This is a genomic window from Rhizobium sp. BK098, assembly GCF_014193155.1.
In the GTDB taxonomy this organism is placed as follows: Bacteria; Pseudomonadota; Alphaproteobacteria; order Rhizobiales; family Rhizobiaceae; genus Rhizobium.
Map to the genome: position 1 here is coordinate 1 of NZ_JACHYY010000025.1, position 19962 is coordinate 19962.

The window sequence follows — 19962 nt, forward strand, 5'->3', positions numbered from 1 at the left end:
ATCGATCCCGACCTTGGCGGCGCCGAGCGCCAGCGACATCGCCACATTGTCGCGCCCGTCGCCAAGGAAGGCCAAGACCATGTCCGACAGATGCTAGTTACCCAAGACCATCCCGATCAACACGATATTCACGAGATTTCAACGAAGATGCGAAAAATGGCCGGCAATCGTCACTGTTGGAAATCCCGTCGCAACACAATGATCCTGGGGTCATCGGGATCGCTATGAGCGTGAAAGGCCATGTCGCGTTCGAGCTCTATTGCTTCATGGTCGTCACGGCTTTCGATGGATTCGATGCTCTTGAAATTATGTCGTTCTGCATAGCGGCAAATATGGGCGAGCATTTCCCAACTGATGCCCTGATGTTTGTAGTCCTCACGAATGGTGAGCGCGACCTCTCCGCGTTGAGGATCCTTGCCGACCGCCAACATTGCCACTGCCAGCAACGTCTGATCAGATGAAAGGGCAAGGAAATTGACGCGCTTGGGATCGTCGGCGCTTGTCATTTCGACGAGCCTTTCATGAGAAACGGATTTCATTCCGGACAAGAAACGGAATCTGACATCAGCGGGTGTCACATGCTTGAAAAAATCGGCGACAATTGCCTCATCCTTCGGCACCGCGCGCCGAACGTGGAAGTGAAATCCGGTATGGGTGATCAGATCGGCATCCGTATCTTTGATATCCATCGTGCTTCTCCTTTAGGTTCACGGAACAATTGCTCGCCCCGGTCCCGATGCTAGGGTGATGCACTTGTTACAACAATGCGGATCGGTTGACTTTGACCCAACTCAAGGAGCACGCATTTCTGGAGCGAAGGATTCAGCTTGATCGCCAGCGGTTTGACGACAGCGCGGACGATGCTGAATCCGAGGGCGCAGCTTAAAAGAATTCCGCACTATCTGGGCGTTATCAACCGTGCGACGTCGGTTTGATTCCTGTCAAAGACCGGGTGTGCGAGCCTTCGCTGATTGAGCGGCACGGCCTTCACGATTGTCGCCGTCGAGGCTGGTTGGCCCTATGCAGCCGCGATCGATCGCTATGTGCGACAAGGCCCGCATCAGTCGATGAGTTCAACGCCGTTCGCCTGATTCCCGCTTTGGATATGGCCCAACAAGGATGTAGATACCTTTGTCAGCTTTCTGCGCAGTCATAGCGCCAGAAAATAGCCCAAAGATAAGGTCGGTTTTTTTGGCCTCGACCTCCACAACATGACGGCATCGATCGCCGCAAAGGTTTGATCGCATAGATCCCTTCGGCCGCCGCCACGCGCAGGAGCTATGCTTGCTTGTCGCAGTGGTCGCGGGAACCGGTGGGTTATGGACACTCATGCTCGACCTATTGCAGAAGGAAATCCAATACGCACAAGGATGGTGCGGAATTCTTCGACGCCATGCAGATCTCCCGTCTTGTGGTCGACGCAGAACGTTACTACCGAGCCATGTAGTACGGCGCACAGTTACGCGGAGTCTTTGGGGCGCGGATATTGATTTACCTCAATGCACCGATGCGACAGCCGAACTATCGTAAGACGGTTCGATAGGTCAGGAGCAATGCCATGCTTAGAGCAAAGCGCGATAAATTCGGGGGCGCGGCCGGTAGCGCCGTCCCCGCCTTGGGTGAAATCGGCGGGCGAGCCTTCGTTCTTCAAGCAGTGGCAACCGCTGCTCTAACGCGGCTTCTAAGACGCTGCGACGTGGATGGTCAAACCGACCTCCTAGAGGCACTCCGGCGCGCAATCGAGAGGAAAGTTCGACAGGCGAAAATGCCGGAAGCCCAGATTCCGGCTGTGTCGGAATACGCGCAAGAATTGTTTGAAGAGGCGCAGGAGCGGGCGAACAAAAGTCCAGCTGCAGAGCAATGAGATTCAAGGCAACAGTCTGTCATTGTGGAAGCCATTCGCAGTGATGGTCATTCGCAATCTCTACGCAAACTTCGACTATCGAGACGCTTAGTGTCGGACCTATCTTATCGCCTTATTGATAGAATATCCGCTGTGCCGATGAGGAATAGCTATGAACATCCAAGAGATGCCGTATCATGATTGCATTTCCCTCATAAGAAAACAATGGCTTGCGAGGCTGGCCTGCGCGAATGCGAATATCCCTTATATCGTCCCTATTCAATATGCGTGCGCTGGTGACAGGCTGTACGCTTTTACTTTGCCAGGCAAGAAGCTGGATATCATGAGAGAGAATCCGAATGTTTGTGTTCAAATTGACCAGCTTAAAAGTAAGCACTCTTGGAAAAGCGTGGTTATCGATGCGAAATTCGTCGAGCTCGATGGAGATGAGTCTCGTGAAGAAAGGCATCGCGCCTGGGGCCTGTTAGCGCAACACCTTGATTGGTGGGAGCCCGGCGCTTTGAAGCCGGCGCCCCGATTGGGCGATACCGCATCAAAGACACACACTTTCTTTGCTCTCGATATGATTGACGTCAGTGGGCGCGCCACAGCGAACTAGGAGACCAGCGGCTTATCAGGGCGAGGAGAGCAAAAGTCGGTTACGTCTCATCATAAGGATTTTCGGCATGCGAAAAATCGAAGGTAAAAATTCAAATGACAAAGGCAATGCGATGGCGCCTTCGATTGAGGAAATCGAAGCTCGGTTACTCGTTCTTGAGCTCGTAGCTTTGAGTTCCGTGACAAGATTGCTTCGCCTTCACGACGAGCGGGAAAAAGCAGGCTTAATCGCGCAGATTCTGCGCGACATCGAAATTAAAGGCCGCAGATCCGGGCTTCATTTCAGAGATATAATCGATGCGCAAAGCTATGCTGAAGATTTGCTGAGGGATGCTCAAGTTCAGGCGGACAGCCTCGATAACACTAAGCATGCATACCTCAAATCATACACGGATGAGTAAACGCTGGCGAACCGGGCGGCTCCGTCGCTTTGTGGTGGGTCCGGAACTACATAGCTGGGTCGTCCGGAAAAAGCAGAACCGTTTGCTTTTACGTACAGCAAGGAGATGAGTAGATCTCTCCAGTAATGGGTCGCCGATCGTGTATGTAATTGCGGCCATCTGCAAAGGCCGATTCCGCGTTGAACACTGATGGTTGCGAGACAGCCCACCGATTGCAAAGCTATAGCGCGCGCCAGCAACCGATGCGGAGAAGCGGCAGATTTGAAAGTCCACGTTATTGTGCTGACCGTATGTTGAGCCTCGGTGCAGGGATCTGGCCGTGTTGGCAGTCTATGGTGAAATGCACCATCGTCACGCGATTTGATCCACATCAATGAAGAACGGCTTGGAAGAGTTTTGTCTGGAGTTCCTGCGGAAATCGAGCCGGATCGGGTGATACGAAACACATGAAGCTTCTCAGCGCAATCGACCAAGAAATGAATCTGCATAGGCATCATATTCGGCAGGAAGAGTTTGCCGTCCCTCTGCACTAGCCTTTGGGATCCCCACAGCGATAGAGCAATGGCGGGGCACCTTTAAAGTTGTTCAACTCAATTACAGACCCTTGATCTACCCGCTAAATTTCTGCCAGAGCCAATCGCGGGCAGTCAATCACCCTGCTGCCAAGCAGGAGCAAATCAGGCACGTCTCCTGGGAGGTCACTTTGCAATCCCAAGGAGACGCCTCAAGCTGGGCTTTTGGTTCGTTCGAGACCGACAAGCTTGGCCAGGGCTGCAGATGCTAGGCGGACTTTCAGTGAATCGGCCCGGCTGGTGAGGATGATCGGTACACGGGCCCCGAGCACGAGGCCGGCGGCATCCGCCCCTGCCAGGTAGATTAATTGCTTGGCCAGCATGTTGCCCGTTTCGAGGTTTGGCACGACAAGGATGTCCGCTCGGCCGGCAACCGGCGAGACGATGTCCTTGATGCGGGCGGAGTCCAGGCTGATGGCGTTGTCGAAAGCGAGAGGCCCGTCGATCCTTGCGCCCGTAATTTGTCCGCGCATGGCCATGACGGTAAGGGAAGCGGCATCAAGGGTCGCCTGCATGGAAGGTTCCACTGTCTCCACTGCCGCCAGTACCGCGACAAGAGGCTCGGTGACGCCGAGGCGTTGCATAAAGTCGATCGCGTTTTGGCAGATATCACGCTTGTCGGTAAGGCTCGGCGCGATATTGATCGCCGCGTCCGTGAGGACGAAAGGTTTGGGATAGGAGGGCACATCAAGCATGTAGACATGACTGATGCGTCGCTCCGTTCTCAGTCCGGATGAAGCGGCGACGACAGCGCTCAGGAGTTCGTTGCTGTGCAAACTGCCCTTCATCAGCGCGTCGACCTCGCCTCCGGCAGCGAGTTCGACAGCGCGGGCAGCGGCGGCGTGGCTGTGCTCCGTGCGCTCGATCCGGATGCCGTCGAGCGATATGCCAGCGGTCGCCGCGGCGGCGCGCATCTTCGCTTCCGGGCCGACCAGCAACGGGGTGATGAGGCACTCGTCGCGTGCCTCGACCGCCGCTACGATCGCCTCTGGGCTACATGGGTGTACCACGGCAGTTAGCAGCGCAGGTGCGACGCGCGCCCAGGCGATAAAGTGTTCGTAGCGGTTATGCGAGATCGGCTCGGTCATGGCGGGATCAACGCTGCATCACGTAGCTGCCAGGCGCATCGCAAAGCGGAGGGTAACCCTTGATCGGCGCGCCCGTGGTGGGCGGCGTGATCGGTTCGCCACTTGCCTGCGCGGACAGCCACGCCTCCCAGGCAGGCCACCAAGATCCGTCGCGAACTGGCGCAACTGAGTACCATTCATCCGCGCCAAGGCAGGGATCGTCTGCGCTTTTCTCCAGCATTCGGAAATAGCGGCCGCGATGGCCTGGTTCGCTGACAATACCCGCGTTGTGGCCACCGCTGGTTAAAACGAAGGTTACATCGGTATCGGTGAGATAGTGGATCTTGTGGACCGAACGCCAAGGGGCGACATGATCACGTTCAGTGCCCACGGCGAAGATTGGAACACGAATGTTCTGGATGGCGGCAGGTCGGCCATCAACCATATAGCGGCCGGAAGCAAGATCGTTATGGAGAAAAAGTTTGCGCAGATAGTCGGACTGCATCTGGTAGGGCATGCGGGTGGCGTCGGCATTCCACGCCATCAAATCGTTCAGCGGCTCGCGTTCACCCATCAGATATTCGTGGACCATGCGTGACCAGATCAGGTCGTTGGACCGGAGGATCTGGAAAGCGCTAGACATTTGCGCGGCATCAAGTGTGCCATGCCGCCACATCATGGCTTCCAGAAAGGCAATCTGACTGTCGTCGATGAAAAGTTGAAGTTCACCCGGTTCGGTAAAGTCGGTCTGTGCGGCAAACAGTGTCATCGAGGCAAGACGATGATCGTCGGTCTGCGCCATCGCGGCCGCCGTTAACGTCAGTATCGTTCCGCCTAGACAGTAGCCGGCGGGGTGAATCTTACGATCCGGGACAATTGCCGTGACAGCGTCGAGTGCCGCCATTACCCCAAGCTCACGATAATCATCGAGCGAAAAATCGCGGTCCTCCGCCGTAGGATTGCGCCAGGAAATGCAAAAGACGGTGTGGCCCTGTTCCACTAGGAAACGGATCAGCGAGTTGGCCGGCGAAAGATCGAGAATGTAGTATTTCATGATCCAGGCCGGCACAATGAATATTGGCTCGGCGTGGACGATACTCGTCGTAGGGGTATATTGTATCAGTTCGATCAAATGGTTGCGGAAGACGATTTTTCCGGGTGTTACCGCGACGTTTCTCCCAACCACGAAATCTTCGGACCCGACCGGGGATTTACCCATCAGGAGACGGCTCCAATCCTCTGCCCAGTTTCGAAACCCTGACAAGAGGTTGAGACCTCCGGTCTCGATCGTGCGCTGGATTGTCTCCGGATTGGCCCACAACAAATTGGCTGGCGATACCATGTCGAGCCATTGCCGTATCGCAAACGACACGACGTCCTCATGATGCTGTGAGACGCCCGAGACATCGTGCGTTGCGTTGTGCCACCATTGCTGGGTCAAGAGGAACGCCTGCCCCCAAAAGCGATGGGGCCACCGCTGCCAGGCTTCATCCCGAAAACGCTCGTCGCCCGGGAGGGGCTCGATGCAGCAGGGTGTGCTGAGATCGAGGGCGGATTGTAGCATGAGTGTAAGGAGACGCATCGATTTTTGTTCCGCCTTTACGGCGAGTTCCGTTCGCTTGCCCGGCGCCGCGGCCAGATGCGCGCCCCAATCGGCGAAGGCGAGCCAGAAAGCAATCGGTGAAAACCCAAATGTCGCGCGGGCGATCGCCGCGCTTGTCAAAAGATCGATTGCGCGGAAGCCTTCACCCAGGAACGGATTGCTCATATCGGGTTCCAACGGGGCGAGGGGTTCAGCTTCCGCGGCTTTCATTGCGAGTGTGTCCATAGCAACATTTCCTTTCGCAGCGAGTGATCCATCTGCCCGTTCTCCCGCGATTTCGGCACGTAGCGCGTATGAGCTGTTCGAGTCCGGCTCGTTAACTCTGGGAAAACGACGACATGGTACGGTCTGGGAACATGTGCTTCCCGGGTTAGACTGTGATATATCTGCCGCCATTGATCGACAGAGTTTCACCGTTAATAAAGCCGGCCTCGTCCGACGCAAGGAAGACCATGCCGCGGGCAATTTCCTCAGGCAAAGCGAGTTGTTTGACCGAAACGGCATCAACGATCGCTTTCAGGATATCGGGCCGCACGGCCGCGACCATTGCAATCTCCGTGTAGCCCGGTGCGATGGCGTTGACCGTAATGCCACGTGAGGCGTGGTTAAAGAGGCAAAGGCGCGCCTCTGTGCGTGACCATGCTCACGGCTGTAGTTTTAAGCATTTTTGGTCTCCTCTCGCACAATGCCGGCGGTGTCCGACGCAAATCGCGCGTTAATCGCCAAGGTCTTGCTGACCTCTTTCGCATAGTCCGAAACCGCATCGCGCCAATAGTCGCCGATGACATCCAGGGTGTCATTGGTTTTTTCCGCAGCTATGACGTCATCCATCAGCTTGATGTCGCGCTGAAAACGGTGCTGAAGGAATGATAGGCCTTCGATCTGATAGCGAAGCATAGCTTTCGCTATCGTTGTCGGCATCTTCAATGCGGACTCAGTAAGGTTGTTGCCACCGCTCAAGGCCAGAAATGGCGCCATCGGAAGCTCGAAAGCTGACTGTAGAACTTGTTTCTGCATGACATGTTTTCTCCATTGAACAGATAAATGCCTACCGCGTCGAACGGGAAAACACTTTGATCAAGGTCAATAGTCCACTCAGTCGGGGGCCCGGGATTGTGGCTACCGCAGTGAATGGAAGGCCTCCTAAACGTCCCGTCGTCGGTGCCGCGCCCCGGTAAGGTGCGGATGCGCGCCATCTGCTTCGATAGGCAAGTACACAAGCTCGAAGATGATCCCTCATTCTTGCCAGTCGCGTCCAATCTTCGGGCGCCTTGAGGCAAAGGCCAGACCGCTTATTATGATAAGAACCATTCCGCCCAGCACAAAGCTGTAGGTGAAGGGAATGTTGTCACTGAATTCCAGGATCCAAGGAATTAAAAGGAGCACCATGCCTATCAAGACCTTCACCCAATCGGTCCAGGTCTCCGGATCAAGAATTCCGGATATTGAGACGATCGCAAGTGCCAGTCCGGCGGCCGATCCAGCAATCTCTATCATCGTCGACGCCGAAGTCGGAGGGAGGAAATAGGGAACGAGCCAAGGGGCTGTGAGTATATAGATACCAAGGATGAGACTTAGCCAGTTTTGCCAACGTGGTTCATTCATCGTAATCTCCATCGCTAGAGCTAAGTCATCATAAAGCATCCGCTATCGGCGTAATTTGAGTTGAATCAAATACCGGCCCGCTATGCTTTGGTTTATAGGAGATAGAATATTCTCCCCAACGAAGGTCACCCGACCGTCGAGCCCATATCGCAATAAGGGATTAGTGTCGGTCCGCCGCCACGAGACGCTCGTCCGACCGTCAGAAACAAGCACGCAGCCAAAAGGCACGATCGGCGGCCTCGGCTCTACTCTATATCTCCATCGACGGCGCAACCGGCTGTTGGACCGGTTCCGGAATTTCCGTCATTGTTGCCTCGGTTAGCAGCAGTATGCTTGCAACAGAGACCGCGTTCTCCAGTGCGACGCGGACGACTTTAGTTGGGTCGATGATGCCCTCCTGCAGGAGATCGACGTAGCGATTGCGCGCCGCATCAAAGCCGACCGCGCCCTCGCTTTCGAGCATCCTGGCAACGACGACCCCGCCGTCCACGGCCGAGTTTTCGGCGATCTGCCGCGCTGGAACTTCGAGCGAACGCTTCAGGATTTGAACGCCCGTCCGCTCATCCCCGTTGCAGAGCTCTTCTTCTTCGGTCACGGCTTTTATGCATCGCAGCAGCGCGAGGCCACCGCCTGGAACTATACCTTCCTCGACAGCAGCCTTGGTGGCATTGATCGCATCATCGAAGGCGTCCTTCTTGGATTTAACCTCCGCTTCCGAAGGGGCGCCTACACGAATGACGGCCACGCCGCCAGATAGCTTGGCAAGCCGCTCCTGCAGTTTCTCCTTGTCATAGTCGCTTGTCGTCGTTTCGATCTCTTTGCGGATCTGGTCGCTGCGCCCCTTGATGGCCTGTTGCGTGCCGCCACCGCCGATGATCGTCGTCGTATCCTTGTCGATGACGACACGCGCTGCCGTGCCGAGTTGCTCCAGGGTGACCTTGTCGAGCTTGAAGCCGAGATCTTCGGAGATGAGTTGAGCTCCGGTCAGGATCGCCAGATCCTGGAGCATCGCCTTGCGGCGATCACCGAAGCCGGGAGCCTTGACTGCGCAGTTGCGGAAGGTTCCGCGGATCTGATTGACGATCAGGGTAGCAAGTGCCTCGCCCTCTAAGTCCTCGGCTATAACGAGAAGCGGCCTGCCGGATTTGGCGATTTCCTCGAGCAAACCGACCAGATCGCCAAGAGCCGAGATCTTCCGGTCGAAAATCAGAATTCGGGCATCTTCCAGGACGGTCTCCATCTTTTCAGAATCCGTCGCGAAATAGGGTGAGATGTAGCCGCGGTCGAACTGCATTCCGTCGACGAGGTCGAGACGGGTTTCCATTGTCTTCGATTCCTCGACGGTGATTACGCCTTCCTTGCCGACCTTCGCCATCGCTTCGGCGACGAGCTTGCCAATGGCTTCGTCGTTGTGAGCGGAGATGGCTGCGACCTGCTGCATCTCCTTGTCTGTCGTTACCGGTTTGGACATATCGTGCAGCGCCTTGACGGTCCGGCTGGACGCGCGGTCGAGACCGCGTTTAAGGTCGATGGCGCTTGCGCCAGCGACCACGTTTCGATGGCCGTCTGCCAGGATTGCATGAGCAAGTACCGTCGACGTGCTCGTTCCATCTCCAACCATTTCCCCTGTTTTCTCGGCAGCAGCGCGCAGCATGCGGGCGCCGAGATCTTCCTCTGGGTCTTTCAGATCGAATTCTTTGGCGATCGTCACCCCATCGTTGCAGACGATTGGAGGCCCCCATTTCCTTTGGATCAGGACCGACTTGGAGCGTGGACCGAGCGTGATGCGGACCGCATCGGTAAGCCTGGTTGCGCCTTGAAGAACCTTGCCCCTGGCTTCCGCATGGTAAAAAACTTGCTTGTGTGCCATTTTCGTCTCCCGAAGTGATCCTGAGATCCGCCTGGTGGCCGATCAATATTCTCATTGACACAGATTGGCTCGAATGAATTTGACCGGTGTCAACGAGCGCATCGACAGAAAGGGAAAGGCAGAGAGAAGATTGATCTTCGGGCAGGCCGCTGTCGCTAACGCATGAAACCTTTTGGAAAGTTCAACCTATGCTGCGTCGCCCCAAATTCATGTTTGGGGATTTTCTCCGCCGCTGATGCCGGGCGGCGCCTGGCATTTCCTATCATGGTGACACTGTTCTGTCGGCTCCAGTCCGGGCGATGCGCTATATGCCGGTTGGTGGGAGGCGCGGTATCGACAGGACTCGTTTCGGCGATCAGCGGGTTTTGAGCTATATCGAGTATCAGTGAGCGCTTGCCTACCTTGCCTAAACGTTTGCACCGATATCGCTTATTTGAAGCAGAGCGTCTAAGCGCAGGGCCGGGCGACGAGAGCAGGATCTGCCACTTTACGGGCACCAGTCATCAATGTGAGGATGCCGCATCCGGACGAACCCTGGGTGGTGCGGCATTGCGAACGCGCTGATGACACTACCTGGGCCCCGGTATGTGGCGCAAGAATGTCGATGACTATGGCTGGCGAGACGAGCAGCCTCACTTTGGGCACTCCTCTTCCACTCGCATCGCTGGCATCTATCAAATATTTTCGCTGTGAAAATGCGGCGCTGTAGCAGAGACTATAGCGACTATATGGCAATGCCCATTGTGGTCGGTGACTGTGACAATAAAAGTCCCATTTAACGTGTCAGTTATTCTGATAGTAACCCGTGTAAGGATCGTTCGAATATCGCGATAATATTCCAACTTTGAGCATTAGTATTTTTGATTTCCTCTTCTTTTTATCAATTAATGGTAGAGGACCTACTAGTGGCTATGAAATTTTAAATCGTTTTCAGCTGTACATGTGACATTGGCGAGCGTAGGCTGTCTCGCCTTTGACAAAAGCTGCGCGGTAGGAGCGGATGCGACGCTTCATAGCTCGCCAGAACATTGAGCGATTTGAGCGGCTGCTTGATGGAGAATTAGGCAGTCGCGAACGCCGAATGTTTGAACAACTGCTGGCTGAAGCGCGCAATGAGCTGAGTTGGCTGGAGAATATCTGGTCGCGAACTTGTCCACATCTTACTGTTCCCGCTTCTATCGGGACTGAGGCTGAAACATATCTCGATCACGTTGTGATGGTCCGACACGCCAACTTCGGAAGCCTACAGGCGTTTGATGCTGCTGAGGGCAACCTCTATCTCATTGCCCATCACAACTTCGATCGCGCTTCGGTCGAACAATTTGCAAGAGTGAAGAAGCGAGACGCAGCGCCTTGCGAAGAGGCTCACAATTTACAAGCTTCGGCTTTCATTGAAGATATCGAGGAAGCCGACGTGTTTCCCACTTTGAAAAATTGGGCTCGCAGGATCGGTATTCGTGCGATCCAGACAACATCGATATTCGATCATTCGGGAAAGCTAATTGGCGCATTTTCCACGTATTACGCAAATCCTCATTCCTTTTCGGGCGAGGAAAGGGAAGCGACCTCTGTTAGTTCGCAGCAGTTCAGATCTTTGCTCATTGCTATGCAACGAACATGGCATCCTTGCTAATGGGTACAGGGCTCGTATCCAGATGCGGCCGCGCGCGCTTGGAATCAGCTGCTTATTTTATTGCTCAGTTGTAAAATATTTTGGCGGTCACTAGCGGTCGGGCGGGGCATTTGTCGCTAATACATCGAAATTGCTGGTACTTTCTTTCAATCCGCAATTTGCGGCCAAACTCGGAGCGTCATCCACTCTGCCCGAAATCTACCCCCGCGCGATCAAGTGGAAGGCCGATGAGGATACCGATAGCGAGGGCGACGCCCAGGCGCTGGAATGCCTCGATTGTAGTCATCGTAACAACCATGTTGCTGACCTCGTTTGGCAGCGCCCGCCGTTAGCACGGAGTACCGTGTCGCAGGATTGGCTGCGCCTGGAAAGAAGCAGACCAACGTTCCGGCCACATCAGGCACATGCCAAATTCTCAGATCCTCATTTCACGATGAGAAAACGCCGATGGCCGTCCCGAAAAATTCCAAGCAGCACCAAAGTTTTCTGTTTCTGAGCTAGCTCGGCAACCATCTGAGGCGTCGGGGTAGGCTGCTGATTAACACTGATGATCACATCGCCGGGTGTCAGTCCGGCTGCCGCGGCCTTGCTACCATCGTTCAAGGCCGACACCAACGCCCCTTCCACTTTGCCGTACGCATCGAAGTCCGATCCGAGCTTGTCGAGCGTACCACTCTCCAGCAGTCCCCTTCCTTCGATTTCGGCCGGAGTAGGCAACTGGTCTTCTGGAAGCGTCGCGCTAAGCGTGGCGTCGAGATCTACCTTGCCGGTCGGACGAAGCAATGACAGCTTTACCAAAGTTTTCGGGAGGTAAGACGATATCCTCGCATGCAGTTCGCCGGCATTTTTGATCGGGGAATCGTTGACGGCGATGATGACATCCCCGGGTTTAATTCCCGCGGCTGCCCCAGCTGATCCGGAAATGACATCGTTGACCAAGGCCCCGGTTGACATATTGACCCCCAGGGCTTTCTCGAAGTCGGCATTATTGTCCTGCACCAGGACGCCGAGTCGTCCGCGACGAATTTCGCCGTGAGCGATCAACTGTTGCATGATTCCTCTTGCCGTATTGCTTGGGATGGCAAAGCCGATGCCGATATTGCTACCTGAGGGAGCGATGATGGCGCTGTTGATGCCGACAAGTTCGCCATCGAGATTGACGAGGGCGCCGCCAGAGTTGCCCGGATTGAGCGAAGCATCGGTCTGAATGATGTCCTGATCGCCTTCTACTCCAAGCTCGGCTCTGCCAAGCGCACTGACGATCCCGAATGTGACGGTCTGGCCAAGGCCAAAGGGATTTCCGATGGCGGCGACATAGTCCCCGACCCGCAATTTGGCCGAATCGCCGAGATGCGCGGCGATCAGCCCCGGTGCCTTGATCTGTATGATGGCAATATCTGTCTCCCGATCGGCGCCGACCACCGTGCTGTCATAGGTGGAGCCGTCGGCAAGCATGACGTTGATATCGACCGCGTTTTCAATCACGTGGTTGTTCGTCAGAATGTATCCGTTGCCCGCATCGACGATTACGCCGGCTGCAACTGCCTGGGAAATGTGCATCACCGGTGCTGCCTCGCGGGAGGCGCTCTTCGATCGCTCTTCTTGAGGCACAATCAGCAAGCCGTCGCCGCTCGGCGTTTGTTCCGAGCGGACCGTGATGCTGACGACACTTGGCATGACCATCTGTAGCATCGGTGCCAGGGAGGGCTGCAAAGGCGTAGCTGTAGCTTGATGAGAAACGGGAAAGAACACCAATACAGGTAGAATGGCTGCGACGAGGCAGCGACTTCGGAAGTTTTGAAGATCGCTGATAAAGGCGGATAACGCCCATGCTTGTGTTGCCAGAAACCCGGACATTCCTGCCGTCCCTTCTTAAAAAATTGAAAGATGACGTCGAACAGCGAGATACGCATTGATCAGGCGCAAAGATCTTTCATTAAAAGAGCCAGCGGAACGTTCGTCTTTTTTGATCTTCCTCAATGCATTGTTTGTGTTCCGATGCGTTATTCTTGCTGTCGTCCAATAATCGTTGCCGCTAGCTGATCAGGGGGAAATGATATGTCGAGGAAAATTGTGATTGCCACAGATGGTTCGCTTTATGCGCAGAAGGCGGTCGAAATCGGCGCCGAACTTGCCAATGGGCGGGATGCAGAGGTTCATTTGGTGCATGTCATGCTGTCCGGCGAGCTCGATGCTGATCTTCAGCGCATGATCGAGGTCGAGCATCTCGATGGTTTGACGATTCAAGCGGAGCCCGAGGTTCTGTCGGTCTCAGCGCTGGGTTTTCCAATAGTTTTTCCAATGAAGGATCTTGGTGAGTCCTATCGGGCAATACAGGCTATCGGGACAGATATTCTCAAACGTGCCAAGTCTGTGGTTAGCGCGCATGGTGTCGATCGTGTCTCGACCCATCTTTTGGATGGGGATCCGGTCGAGGAAATCATGACCGTGATCGATCGAGAACATCCCGATCTTGTCGTCTGTGGCGCGAGAGGCCTCTCAAGCCTGTCGCAGCTCGTTCTCGGTAGCGTATCAACCAAAATTGCCCAGCGTTGTTCCGCGACTTGCATCACCGTGCATTGATGCCGCCTATGCGGCTCCGGCGATGAGTGATCGCAAGCACCCGGCGGGGTTATGTTTGATTATTCCATGCGATCGTTAGAGATGCCCGTTTTCTATCGCCTGACAGGATTCGCCGAACATAGACAGAGCTTCCTCGAGATAATCACCTAGCAATGGGGTGCCGAGAAGATAGGCGGCCGTGTGGTTATTTTGCGCTTCCATCGCTGCGCTGCGTATGTCCGGCCAATCGGACACGGTGCCATCGCCGCGACCGAGCCAGACAAGAGCAACGAGATCGATCTTCTCGTCAACGTTGAGCGCCCAAATTGCGCTACGGAGTTCCTCTTGAACTGGATCGTCGCTTCTATCCTCCAGTACGTCGATCATGCCGTCGTCCGCGGGATTGGAGGAGGAAGCCCAGTCGCTCGGAGCATCCTTGGCGTCGAACTGGCGTGCCTTGAGGATAAAGTAGCAGACTTTTTCAGGCGTTATCGTCATCGGCCAAACCGGCCGATCATCATCAATCTTCTTCATCGCGGTTCTCCGGTTGTTGGTTAAAGCGGGACAGTCGCCGGGCAGCCGATGGAAAGCTGCCCGGCGATCGGCCTTAGTAGCCGACCAAAAGGCGGTCCTCGACGCTGCGCACACCCGGAGCCGACCATGCGGCATGTTCCGCAGCCTGTCGCTCCGACCATGTCTTCACCTTGCCTTGTAGCGTGACCTTGCCGTCGGCGACGTTGATATTGATGGCTTTCGCTTCAATCTCGGCGTCGCGTCGGAAGGCATCTTCGATGCGCTTCTTGACGTCCACCGAGCTGGCGTGTGGAGTGACTTCGATCATGTTCGATACGCCCACAACACCGGACAGATCGCGGACCGCGTCGGCGGCCGCTGTCTTTTGATATTGCCACTCAACTCGACCGTTCAGCGTAATCCAACCATTCTGAACCTTGACCTGAACCGCATCCTTCGGAACGGTGACATGCCAGCCAAGCGTGTTGACCGCGCGTTTTGCAATTTCGTCATCCGCAGTCTTGTGGGTGCCTGCCGGCCGCACTTCGATCTCCTGTGCAATAGCCTTCACACCCTTGATACGGCGTGTCGTCCGCTCGGCGGCTTCCTTCTCGGCATAGGTGGAAACATGGCCCGTAAGGGTAATCACGCCGTTCTCCGCAGCGACGCCAATATTCGCGGCATCGATGCTGGGATCGAATTCCAGTTCATCGAGAACTAGTTGACGAAGAGTGATGTTGTCCATGAGATGATCTCCTCTGTTGATATCTCAACGAGGGAACACTACGGGGCAGCGCTGCTTTGACATTGACCTAGCTCAATTATCGATTCTCGGTTCTATCCTCGAAAGGGATCGTCTTTTGTGCGGTCTCAATCCATTGCGCCAACTGCGGTGTTCGGCCCGCAACGAAGCCATCAATCTTGAGCGTCCGAGACCTTGCCTCCAGCAGCGGCGATCCGTCTGTTCGCCGCACGAAACCTCCGGCTGCTTCGACAAGAGCTATCCCGGCCGCACAATCCCATAGCATCGTCGGTGAGAGCCTGATGTAGGCGTCGGCCTCCGCCGCGGCGATCAAGGCGAATTTGAGCGAGGAGCCAACTTCGCGCACGGTGCACGGCCGCAAAGCGGCAAGTAGATCCTTCGTCTGTCGGTCAAGGTGGGAGCGGCTGACGAGGACGATCGGCTGTCTCAGCGGGACGGTTTGCTTGCCAAGATTGCGTCGCCGCCCGTCGGGAGTTTCTTCGAACGCATATCCGCTGCCATAGGAAAAGAAGAGCCGCCCGCGGGCTGGCGCATGGATCAATCCGGCCGTGGCATGGCCATTTTCGACCAATGCTATATTGACCGTAAACTCGTCCCGCCCCCGAATATATTCTTTTGTTCCATCGAGAGGATCGATCACGAAGGCAACCCCATTCAACGCCGTCGTTGCCGAGCCTTCATCCTCCTCGCTGAGGATCGGGATTGTCTTTGACAAGGCCCTGCAGGCTCCGCACAAGATGTCATGACTGGCGAGATCGGCAATTGTAACAGGGGATCCATCCGACTTGCTGCGCGGCGCAAGCTCACTTTTCTGAAGAGAGTGTACGACGGCCCCGGCCTTTCGGATGATCGGTATTAGGGCTTCGACCAGCTTCTGCCGTGAAGAGAGGTTCATTGCTCGTATCTCCGCGCGCCGCCCCTATGCCATCTGTTTAGTGTGTTTAGCGCGGCTAGCATCCCCGCATCATTGATACGTATCAATGATGCGGGGAACCAATGGAGGCATATATGTCCCATTGGAACAACGGTTAGGGCAGCCAAATGATTGCCGAAGATCAGCTCGAGGTCATTGCCTTTCTGGAGCGCACGCTATCCCGAAAGGGCGAGCCGCCGCAGATGATGGAGACGCACATTTCGCGTATATTCCTGTCGGGCGATCGCGCCTACAAGATGAAGCGGGCGGTGCTTTTGCCCTATGTAGACTTCTCCACCGTGGAAAAGAGGCAGGCTGCATGCCTGAAGGAAGTGGAACTTAACGGTCCGACGGCACCGGGAATCTATCTCGGCGTTCGTAAGATAACGCGAGCAGACGACGGAATTCTAAATTTCGACGGGGAGGGCCGTGTAATCGACGCAGTGGTCGAGATGCGACGCTTTGACCAGTCGCAGTTGCTTGATCAGGTTGCTCAGTCGGGTGGACTGACATCCGCGATGATGACGGCACTCGCTGGCGCAGTCGTGCAGTTCCATCGCCAGGCGCCGGTCATTCACGACCGCGGGGGGGCGGCCAATATGGAGGCTGTGCTCAGAGTCAATGAAGCGGGTTTCGCGACGAGCCACATTTTCACACAGCGGGAAGTTCAGGAGCTGACGGCTCTCTTCCGTCAGCGGCTTACTGCGCTTGCTATCTGCCTGGATAAACGAGCTACGGCTGGAAAGATCAGACGCTGCCACGGCGATCTGCACCTGCGCAACATATTTCTGCTTGATGGCCGCCCTTGTCTATTCGATTGCATTGAGTTCAATGACGAACTGGCAACGATCGATATTCTGTATGATCTTGCGTTCCTGCTGATGGATCTCTGGCATCGGGGATATGCCGACTTTGCCAATCTCGTCATGAATCGATACCTCGACGAAACCGGCGAAGATGACGGCTTTGTCGCGTTGCCATTTTTCATGGCGATGCGAGCCGCTGTGCGCGCGCATGTCGTTGCTACGCAGGCGGAAGAGGCAGGCGGCGGGGCGCCGATGCTTGTGTCAGAGGCGCGGTCGTACTTCGCGCTTGCTCACTCTCTGCTGCAACCACCCAAAGCGGATCTCATAGCTCTTGGAGGTTTTAGTGGGTCGGGCAAGTCCACGCTCGCCGAGGCCCTGGCACCGCGCATTGGGTTGCCGCCGGGAGCGCGCATCATCGAGAGTGATCGCATCCGCAAGTCCATGCATGGCGTTCCCCCCGAAACGCATCTGCCTCAGAATGCCTACCGTCCCGAGGTCTCCGTCAGGGTCTACCAGGAGATATCATGGCGTGCGCGGCTCATTCTTGCGCGGGATGGTGCTGTGGTCGCCGATGCCGTCTTTGATAAGGCCGGCAACCGCGAGCTAGTCGAGCGAGCGGCTGATGAGAAAGGCTGCCCTTTCTTCGGTTTCTGGCTGGAGGCGGATGCAGCCTTGCTTTGGCAGCGTGTCGCAACACGTACAGGCGGTTCTTCGGATGCGACGCTCGATGTGCTGGCAGGCCAGCTTTCGAAGGACAGAACTTCAATCGGCTGGACGAAGCTGGATGCAGCGCGTCGGCCCGGCGAGCTGGTCGAGGAAATATTACGCCAAATTGCAATCGGAGATGCAGAATTCGTTTCAATGACGGAAGGCATCTGAGCCTTGCCGCAAGCTGGTTCCGTTTCCGGTACCTCGACGTGGTTCAGCCAGAAACGTCTGCGGGGATATCCAGCAACGCCCCTTTTTAGAGTGAGGGGGCGGATTGACTTTCCCGTGACAGGTTGAAGGCCGGGAGATTGGTTTCTGGCGGCCGTCATGGAGATAACCCGTGAACGAACTAGAAATTCTGGATGCATTCTCCGACGGGCGAGGCGGCTACAAGGTGGATGTGAGCCGTGGTCGACGCATCGGCCGCGTTTCGTCAGAGTGGTTCTCGCGGCCGGCCAACGAGCGTTTTCCGTCCCCATTGGATCTCTATACCGCCGTTCGCAGCCGGACCCGGACGATGGAGAGCGCGACGATTCGCGTAGAGGCTAGCCGCAACGACGCAGAGTGCCTGGCGCTGATGCTGCCCGGCTAGGAGACACCAATCATGCTGACGCACTGGAGTTTCGGCCAACTTCACAGCTTGGTCGGAGCCCCTGCGGCCTATCTCCGTGAGCCTCCAATACGGGCTGGCCGAGGCAAAGCCAGGCAAGGAAGAGGCGGTCGCCGAATTTCTGCGTTCAGCCATCCCGCTGGTCAATGCCGAGCTCGGCACGATTTCCTGGTATGCGATACAGGAGGGCCTAAGTTCGCTTGCAATCTTTGATACGTTCGATGATGAGGACGGAAGGGATGCCCACTTAAACGGCCAAGTCTCTGCGGCCTTGATGGCAAAGGCAGAGGCAGGCGACCTGTTCGCTAAGCCGCCGCAAATACGCAAGCTGTCTATCCTGGCGAATAAGCGGCCATAAGCTTCGCGCTATCAGCGCGATCCGGTCGGGCAAAAATTGCGCGCTTTGTCTCAGCTGAAGAAGTGAGCTTGGCGTCAGAATCACTTGGTGCCCGAAACTGGCGTCGAGAGACTTCATTCCCAAAAACCTCAGTTGTCAATCACGACTGTCGTGTCCCCACCACGTTCTTCAACTGGACAATATCCCATCAGCTTCGGGCAGTGCAGCCATCTTTCCACCACCGCTCATGGCCAGCGGAACGTTTCCACGGCTGATCGCGGCGCCTTCTAGACGCCCTTGCGGTACACATTGTGGGCCAGCTGGAGCAGGGCGTCCGTCCGGACGCGCGCAAAGTTGGCGGTGGTGATTTGCGAAACTACGTTCTGCGACGGATCGCTTTATCTTTCCCGATGTGAGGACCGAGCATCGTGACTGACTGGGGAATGCCGACGGTAAAGTGCCAGCGCTAAGATACCCGCAACGATGTCGACTAATGTATCTGGCTCCGATGGACGGTCGTCGGGGTTGAATACGAGCCCGATGACAGCATCCTGGCCCACCGCCGTTATCACGGGCCAAAAGTCAAAGCGCGAGTCCAACGCCGGATAAATTCCGGCGCGCACGGCGGTTCCAGTCGTCAACGATGATCGCGCCGCCTCCAACTCGCCCTCCTGGGGCTCCACGCCGCCAACTCTATTGACGGAAACCACCTCGCCCCCCGTTACGAATATCACGGCGACGGGAACTTGGAACAGCGCTGCAAGCGCTTGGGACGTGATTGAAATGATGGCCTCCGTATTGTCGGCCGCCACGACGTCGCGGCTGTAGCCTTGCAGCACAATCGCCTGCCGTCTCAAGTGTGCCGCATCGGTCGCCCTTCGCCCGGAGGTATGGGCAACGCCACTCACGATAAGTCCGACGACAAAAAGCAGTCCGATCGCCCAGATGTTTGCAGGGTCGTCGACGGCCAGTGAATAGCGAGGCTCGGTCAGGAAGAAATTGTAGGCGAGCGCACCAAGCACGGCCGAGAAGAGTGAAGGCCCCAAGCCAAAGCCAACACCCGTGATGATCACCGGCACTACAAAAATGAGGGAGAGGTTCGGGATCGTCACCTCGCGGTCGACACCGACAGCCACAAACGTCGCGAGGGCCGTCATTGCAAACGAAGCAAGATAGCCAACGACAGCGGGAGTCTCCAATGGCGGCGAGCCCAGGAGCGGATCGGCATCCGGCTTCGGTGTGATGTCCCGTTGCAGCTTCGAATTAGCACCGGCCATGGGTTCAACTCCTGCCCAATGATTGCCGTCCCGCCGCCCGAGGAGTGCTCGTGGCCACGACAAGCGAACCGAGTATACACCAGTCCATTCGTGCGTGGGCGGCAAGAATCGCAAATTCCACGGCCTATGCCCCGGGGTGTTGACGGTTCGAAAATCTTCCTGACGAACTAGGCCCTGTTGACAAAGTATGGCAGCCATATTTTGGCTGCGGCCAAAGCGAGGAATGCCGAGAATGATTTTTGGGTCTTATCGTATCTGGTG

The 19962-nt window shown here is 56.0% G+C and carries 18 protein-coding genes and 3 pseudogenes; 9 read left to right on the top strand and 12 right to left on the bottom strand.

Annotated features, from left to right (window positions below; all coding sequences use genetic code 11):
- Window positions 1-170 precede the first annotated feature (170 nt).
- Complete coding sequence (locus tag FHT73_RS28520) at window positions 171-689, bottom strand: GNAT family N-acetyltransferase (protein WP_183716392.1); 519 nt, start codon at window positions 687-689, stop codon at window positions 171-173.
- A gap of 282 nt (window positions 690-971) precedes the next feature.
- On the opposite strand from FHT73_RS28520, the gene FHT73_RS29680 reads away from it, so the two are divergent.
- From FHT73_RS29680 to FHT73_RS28540, 4 genes are all read left to right on the top strand, one after another.
- On the top strand, window positions 972-1091 hold the full coding sequence (locus tag FHT73_RS29680) for an erythromycin esterase family protein (protein ID WP_246712271.1): 120 nt from the start codon (window positions 972-974) through the stop codon (window positions 1089-1091).
- 467 nt (window positions 1092-1558) lie between these two features.
- Window positions 1559-1864 carry a hypothetical protein gene (locus FHT73_RS28530; RefSeq protein WP_112611567.1) on the top strand — a complete coding sequence of 102 codons (306 nt, stop codon included), beginning with the start codon at window positions 1559-1561 and terminating at the stop codon, window positions 1862-1864.
- 151 nt (window positions 1865-2015) lie between these two features.
- On the top strand, window positions 2016-2462 hold the full coding sequence (locus FHT73_RS28535) for a pyridoxamine 5'-phosphate oxidase family protein (protein ID WP_183716394.1): 447 nt from the start codon (window positions 2016-2018) through the stop codon (window positions 2460-2462).
- A gap of 67 nt (window positions 2463-2529) precedes the next feature.
- Window positions 2530-2862 carry a hypothetical protein gene (locus FHT73_RS28540; RefSeq protein WP_183716396.1) on the top strand — a complete coding sequence of 111 codons (333 nt, stop codon included), beginning with the start codon at window positions 2530-2532 and terminating at the stop codon, window positions 2860-2862.
- 724 nt (window positions 2863-3586) lie between these two features.
- Here the strand turns inward: FHT73_RS28540 and FHT73_RS28545 are convergent.
- From FHT73_RS28545 to groL, 6 genes and pseudogenes are all read right to left on the bottom strand, one after another.
- Window positions 3587-4504, bottom strand: a pseudogene (locus FHT73_RS28545) (bifunctional enoyl-CoA hydratase/phosphate acetyltransferase); the annotation flags it as partial.
- Between the two features lie 25 nt (window positions 4505-4529).
- Complete coding sequence (locus FHT73_RS28550; RefSeq protein WP_183716400.1) at window positions 4530-6329, bottom strand: alpha/beta fold hydrolase; 1800 nt, start codon at window positions 6327-6329, stop codon at window positions 4530-4532.
- A gap of 145 nt (window positions 6330-6474) precedes the next feature.
- Window positions 6475-6696 (bottom strand): annotated as a pseudogene (locus tag FHT73_RS28555) (SDR family oxidoreductase); the annotation flags it as partial.
- Between the two features lie 65 nt (window positions 6697-6761).
- Window positions 6762-7121: a hypothetical protein gene (locus FHT73_RS28560; RefSeq protein ID WP_112611575.1), complete on the bottom strand. Its 360-nt coding sequence runs from the start codon at window positions 7119-7121 to the stop codon at window positions 6762-6764.
- Window positions 7122-7340: 219 nt separating this feature from the next.
- On the bottom strand, window positions 7341-7709 hold the full coding sequence (locus tag FHT73_RS28565) for an SPW repeat protein (RefSeq protein ID WP_162708141.1): 369 nt from the start codon (window positions 7707-7709) through the stop codon (window positions 7341-7343).
- Between the two features lie 250 nt (window positions 7710-7959).
- Window positions 7960-9579, bottom strand: a complete 1620-nt coding sequence (groL, locus tag FHT73_RS28570; protein ID WP_183716402.1) for a chaperonin GroEL — start codon at window positions 9577-9579, stop codon at window positions 7960-7962.
- Between the two features lie 1000 nt (window positions 9580-10579).
- Between groL and FHT73_RS28575 the strand changes: the two genes are divergently transcribed.
- The gene (locus tag FHT73_RS28575) at window positions 10580-11212 is read left to right on the top strand and encodes a hypothetical protein (protein WP_183716404.1); all 633 of its coding nucleotides are present in this window, start codon (window positions 10580-10582) and stop codon (window positions 11210-11212) included.
- A 423-nt stretch (window positions 11213-11635) separates the two neighbouring features.
- Here FHT73_RS28575 and FHT73_RS28580 read toward each other — a convergent pair whose 3' ends face one another.
- A complete protein-coding gene (locus tag FHT73_RS28580; protein WP_183716406.1) occupies window positions 11636-13069 on the bottom strand; it encodes a trypsin-like peptidase domain-containing protein in 1434 nt (477 codons plus the stop codon).
- Between the two features lie 201 nt (window positions 13070-13270).
- On the opposite strand from FHT73_RS28580, the gene FHT73_RS28585 reads away from it, so the two are divergent.
- Complete coding sequence (locus FHT73_RS28585; RefSeq protein WP_183716408.1) at window positions 13271-13795, top strand: universal stress protein; 525 nt, start codon at window positions 13271-13273, stop codon at window positions 13793-13795.
- 75 nt (window positions 13796-13870) lie between these two features.
- On the opposite strand, the gene FHT73_RS28590 is transcribed toward FHT73_RS28585, so the two are convergent.
- The 3 genes from FHT73_RS28590 to FHT73_RS28600 form a co-directional block, all read right to left on the bottom strand.
- Window positions 13871-14308: a DUF3775 domain-containing protein gene (locus FHT73_RS28590; RefSeq protein WP_112611587.1), complete on the bottom strand. Its 438-nt coding sequence runs from the start codon at window positions 14306-14308 to the stop codon at window positions 13871-13873.
- Between the two features lie 73 nt (window positions 14309-14381).
- Window positions 14382-15032, bottom strand: a complete 651-nt coding sequence (locus FHT73_RS28595; RefSeq protein ID WP_183716410.1) for a BON domain-containing protein — start codon at window positions 15030-15032, stop codon at window positions 14382-14384.
- A gap of 76 nt (window positions 15033-15108) precedes the next feature.
- Entirely contained in the window at window positions 15109-15945 is an 837-nt protein-coding gene (locus tag FHT73_RS28600; protein WP_183716412.1) for a 3'(2'),5'-bisphosphate nucleotidase CysQ, read from the bottom strand.
- Window positions 15946-16091: 146 nt separating this feature from the next.
- Here FHT73_RS28600 and FHT73_RS28605 point away from each other — a divergent pair, with 146 nt between their 5' ends.
- The 3 genes and pseudogenes from FHT73_RS28605 (at window position 16092) to FHT73_RS28615 (ending at window position 18445) form a co-directional block, all read left to right on the top strand.
- Window positions 16092-17648, top strand: a complete 1557-nt coding sequence (locus FHT73_RS28605) for a bifunctional aminoglycoside phosphotransferase/ATP-binding protein (RefSeq protein WP_112611593.1) — start codon at window positions 16092-16094, stop codon at window positions 17646-17648.
- Window positions 17649-17817: 169 nt separating this feature from the next.
- A pseudogene (locus tag FHT73_RS28610) lies at window positions 17818-18156 on the top strand (DUF932 domain-containing protein); the annotation flags it as partial.
- On the top strand, window positions 18146-18445 hold the full coding sequence (locus FHT73_RS28615) for an antibiotic biosynthesis monooxygenase (protein WP_348648174.1): 300 nt from the start codon (window positions 18146-18148) through the stop codon (window positions 18443-18445). The pseudogene FHT73_RS28610 and the gene FHT73_RS28615, both read left to right, overlap by 11 nt.
- A 377-nt stretch (window positions 18446-18822) precedes the next feature.
- On the opposite strand, the gene FHT73_RS28620 is transcribed toward FHT73_RS28615, so the two are convergent.
- Window positions 18823-19701: a DUF4118 domain-containing protein gene (locus FHT73_RS28620; RefSeq protein WP_183716414.1), complete on the bottom strand. Its 879-nt coding sequence runs from the start codon at window positions 19699-19701 to the stop codon at window positions 18823-18825.
- Window positions 19702-19962 lie beyond the last annotated feature (261 nt).